Annotated in this window: 4 protein-coding genes and 1 pseudogene; 1 reads left to right on the top strand and 4 read right to left on the bottom strand. The window is 46.7% G+C overall.

Annotated elements, in window-relative coordinates; translation table 11 throughout:
• A partial coding sequence (locus CAG69_RS15805) for a transporter substrate-binding domain-containing protein (RefSeq protein WP_161445069.1) occupies positions 1-612 on the top strand: 612 nt, incomplete at its 5' end.
• A gap of 13 nt (positions 613-625) precedes the next feature.
• Here CAG69_RS15805 and CAG69_RS15800 read toward each other — a convergent pair.
• From CAG69_RS15800 to CAG69_RS15785, 4 genes and pseudogenes are all read right to left on the bottom strand, one after another.
• Positions 626-1,642 (bottom strand): LacI family DNA-binding transcriptional regulator, encoded by a 1,017-nt coding sequence (locus tag CAG69_RS15800; protein ID WP_161445067.1) that lies wholly within the window; start codon positions 1,640-1,642, stop codon positions 626-628.
• A gap of 146 nt (positions 1,643-1,788) precedes the next feature.
• A complete protein-coding gene (locus tag CAG69_RS15795) occupies positions 1,789-2,883 on the bottom strand; it encodes an ABC transporter ATP-binding protein (protein WP_161445065.1) in 1,095 nt (364 codons plus the stop codon).
• Complete coding sequence (locus CAG69_RS15790; RefSeq protein ID WP_161445063.1) at positions 2,883-4,232, bottom strand: GH1 family beta-glucosidase; 1,350 nt, start codon at positions 4,230-4,232, stop codon at positions 2,883-2,885. The genes CAG69_RS15795 and CAG69_RS15790 overlap by 1 nt, the downstream gene beginning before the upstream one ends.
• A gap of 25 nt (positions 4,233-4,257) precedes the next feature.
• Positions 4,258-4,354, bottom strand: a pseudogene (locus CAG69_RS15785) (carbohydrate ABC transporter permease); the annotation flags it as partial.

The following is a 4,354-nucleotide window of genomic DNA, read 5'->3' as shown; positions in this document are numbered from 1 at the left end:
GTATTGGTCACAGTAGCAGGAAACAAGAAGTTCACTCATGGCTCGTATTTGATGCTACCAGAGCCTTTGTGTCGGGGGCTATTAGGCTGCCGCGTTCTGATTATCCATAAAGATAGACTGAATGAGTTCAGTACCTTGAATGAAAGCCAGCTCAAACAGCGCAATATTGGTATACCCGCAACTTGGGCAGATGCAGATTTGTTTCGCGAGAACCAATATCACGTCAGCGAGCAAGGTAATTTAGAAGAGCGATTACTCGCCGTACAAAGTGGTGAATGTGATTACATGGCACTGGGCGCGAATGAAGCCGAAGCTATCTTGTCAGAGTATGCACAGCTGGTTCCTGACTTAGTTGTAGAGCCCACGCTTTTACTCTATTACCCATTTCCTTTGGTGTTTTATTGTCACCCCGAGCAAACTGACTTATTAGCCGATATCGAACACGGTTTGTCACTTTGCAAAATCAGTGGTGAACTGGATAGTTTGTTTGAAAACACTTACGGAGCCGATGTACGAGCAGTAAAGCTCCACCAGCGCCGTGTATTTCACTTAACCAATCCAATATTACCGATCGAACTGGCTTATTATCAGTCAGACTTGCTGCCTGCTTAAGGTCTGTTTGGAGTTATTTACGGAACTTAGATACTGTCGACTCTCGCACGATAAGATCAATCGGAGGGAGTCGAGCTGTGCATTTGTCTCCCGTCAGCAAACTTAAAATCGACTCCGCACAGACTACGCCTATTTCTTCGACAGGCTGACGCAATGTTGTAAGCCCAGGAGTAAAAAACTTCGATGTCGGAAGGTCATCAAAACCAACCACAGATACGTCTTCTGGTACTCTCAAACCATTATCATGCAACGCCTTGATAGCGCCATATGCCGTCTGATCGTTGGCAGCAAACAACGCAGAGAAGTGCACCTTCGACTCAATCAACTGCACCGTTTGCTCATAGCCAGTCTCGCTACTGAAGTCACCCTGCTTGATCAAATTATTGCGAATTTTAATTCCTGCTTCATTCAGTGCTTTTTTGTAGCCGACAAAGCGAGCAACCGCATCTGGCTGGTTAAGCAAGCCCTTAATGTGTGCGATGTTCACGTGTCCTTGTTGCAGTAGATGAAGGGTTGCCATATGCCCCCCCAGAACATTGTCAATGTTGACCGATTTGAGCCTTTCTCCAGCATAACTGTACCCCACGGCAACCACCGGAATATGCTTTGCATAGTCAGTTAGCTCTTGCTCAGTCAAACTGCCCGCGACCACAATCACGCCATCGACATTGCTCTTTTCTAAGTATTCCAAGGCTTGAAGCTGCATGCTGTGCTGCCAATATCCAGATGCAATCACCAAAGAATAACCTTTAGGCCCAAGAAAGCTTTCCATATCGTTAAAAATGCGGCTGGTAAACGGGCTCTCTGGATTTTGGACCAGTACACCAATCGTCATCGAACGTGTATTGCTGCCTTGGCTCATGTGGAAATTGGGTTTGTAACCCAGCGCTTTTATCGCGTCTTCAATCGCGATGGTTTTGGGTTTAGAGATAAACGTGGTGCGATTTAAAAAGCGTGAAACGGTACTCGGGGAGACGCCAGCTAACTTGGCCACATCGTAAATAGAAGGAGAGCGTTTTTTCTTTTTCATAATTATCCGACAGTTCCAATATGAACAAGCCAATAGCAGAAATATAAGTTATGAGCTCTATTCACTCAATATCATTGATAAAGGACCTTTAAATAAGAAAAGCCAGTGCACAAGCACTGGCTCTTAATCTTGTCCATCAACAAAAATTAAAAAGTCGCAAGTGAGTTTTCACTCAGTGCATCAAACAAGTGAATAGCATCAAGGTCTAAGTATAGCGTTAACATGTCAACATCCACTTCCGCGGCTTGTGTTTCGACCATTAAAGGCTGACCCGCGATTTCCGTTTTGAGCAGAATGCTCGCGCCAAGCAGCTCCTTGTCGTTGATTTTAACAGGGATTGGCAACACACGCTCGTGTTCCACTTGCTCAGCACGTAGATGGATGTCGGTTGGACGCACACCAAAATACAGCGCTAGGTTCTTCGAGGCATGGGCTTTAAAGCGCTCTGGAAGAGGCAGAAGAACGTCGCCTAACGCCACTTTCCAGTTACCCTCTTCGCCTACTAGCTTCGCATCCAACATGTTCATAGATGGGTTACCAATGAACTGCGCCACGAACTTGTTCGCAGGACGTTGGAACACTTCCGTTGGAGTACCAACCTGTGCCACGTAACCGTCTTTAAGAATCACGATACGATCTGCCAGTGTCATTGCTTCAATCTGATCGTGAGTCACATAGATGGTCGTGGTTTTAAGCTCGCGGTGAAGCTGTTTGATCTCTTCACGCATCACACCTCGCAGTTTGGCATCAAGGTTCGACAATGGCTCATCAAATAGGAACACTTTAGGCGTACGCACCATCGCTCGTCCCATAGCCACACGCTGACGCTGACCACCCGAAAGCTCTTTTGGTTTTCGCTCCAGTAGAGTATCCAGCTCCAGCATTTTGGCCGCTTTACGCACCTCCACATCGATTTGATCTTTCGGCATTCCCTTGAGCTTAAGTGCAAACGCGATGTTTTCGTACACTGTCATGTGTGGATAGAGCGCGTAGCTCTGGAACACCATCGCTAGGTCACGGTCTTTCGCATCGATTTTGTTCATCAGCTTATCGCCAACGTAAATCTCGCCTGCCGTGATGCTTTCCAATCCCGCCAGCATACGAAGCGTGGTCGATTTTCCACATCCAGATGGACCAAGGAAAACCACGAACTCACCATCTTGTACCGTGAAGTCAAAATGCTTTACCACTTCCACATCATCGTAAGACTTCTTGATGTTTTTGAATTCTACTTTCGCCATTATTTGTTCTCCTCAGCTCGATCTAGCAGCATATTTCGGTACGCGATCGCACTCTGCTTTAAGGTGCGTTTCTGGGTTTGGTAATCAACATGTACGATACCAAAACGCTGTTTGTAGCCGTACGCCCACTCAAAGTTATCCATCAGGCTCCAAGCAAAGTAACCATTGACGTTCACACCGGATCTGATTGCTTCATCTACCGCTTCTAGGTGCGATTGGAAGTAACGCACACGCTGTTCATCATTCACTTCGCCATCTACATAGTGATCATCGCCCGCAGCACCATTCTCCGTGATATACAGTGGCGGCAAATTCTCATAGCGTAATTTCAAGCGCAGTAGCAATTCGGTCAGTGCTTGCGGGTAGATCTCCCAACCAATAAAGGTGTGTTCGTGATCGGGTTGCGGCACAGTATCGATACCGCCGTGTTCGTTGTAACGCACCACACAACGGGTATAGAAATTGATTCCGATAAAGTCTAAGTCAGTGCGGATGATGTCGAGATCACCCTCCAGAATCATTGGTAAGTTGTTCGCTTGGCGTTTTAATACTGCTTCTGGATATGAGCCTTTTAGTACCGGATCCATAAACCAGTGGAAGCCTTCTGCATCAGAGTATTCAGCCGCTTCTGCATCCGCCTCTGAGTATGGATAGGCTGGCGTCGCATTGAAGACACATCCGTGTAACGCATTCGGTGCGTTCTTACGCATGTGCGGAATCGCCAGTCCATGCCCCAACATTAAGTGGTGCGCGGCCAGAAACCCTTCGCGATCGCCTTTAAGACCTGGTGCATGTTCGCCCCAACGATACCCTAAATAGGCAGCACAGAACGGTTCATTAAGTGTGGCATACGAATCGATCTTGTCACCAAAGTAACCACTCACGATATTCGCATACTCAGCAAAATTGTAGGCCGTTTCACGATTTAGCCAGCCACCTTTGTCTTCAAGATACTGAGGCAAATCCCAGTGGTAAAGCGTAACGAATACTTTAAGACTGCGAGCGTGGCACTCATCGATGATTTGCTCGTAAAACTTCAGCCCTTCTTCATTTATTTTGCCATCTTGAGGAAGAATGCGCGGCCATGCTATCGACAGACGGTACGCATCAACCCCTAACTCCTGGATCATCTCAATATCTTGTTTCCAGAGGTGAAAGTGGTCACACGCAACATCGCCGTTGTCGGCATTTGCGACTGCGCCTGGTTTATTACAGAATGTGTCCCAAATAGAGGGCGTACGACCGCCCAGCTGTGCACCGCCTTCAATTTGGTAAGAAGAAGTTGCGACACCAAACAAGAAATCTGGGCGACGCATTTGTGAATCTTGGGGTAATAGGAATTTATCCATTATATTTTTATGCCTTAAGTTTCTCTTAACCTTTCACAGCGCCTGATGTCAGACCGCTAATCATCTGTTTCGAAGCAAATAAGTAAGTAATTACTAACGGGAGAATAGAGATAGTAGTACCT

The organism is Vibrio sp. V43_P6S15P86, from assembly GCF_009904725.1.
In the GTDB taxonomy this organism is placed as follows: Bacteria; Pseudomonadota; Gammaproteobacteria; order Enterobacterales; family Vibrionaceae; genus Vibrio; species Vibrio diabolicus.
The sequence above is the reverse complement of the archived record's forward strand: the minus strand, read 5'-3'. Positions and strand labels throughout refer to the sequence as shown.

Bases quoted from the DNA above. Each gene is read 5' to 3' on its own strand.
- CAG69_RS15800 (WP_161445067.1), bottom strand. From the start codon at position 1,642: ATGAAAAAGAAAAAACGCTCTCCTTCTATTTACGATGTGGCCAAGTTA.
- CAG69_RS15795 (WP_161445065.1), bottom strand. From the start codon at position 2,883: ATGGCGAAAGTAGAATTCAAAAACATCAAGAAGTCTTACGATGATGTG.
- CAG69_RS15790 (WP_161445063.1), bottom strand. From the start codon at position 4,232: ATGGATAAATTCCTATTACCCCAAGATTCACAAATGCGTCGCCCAGAT.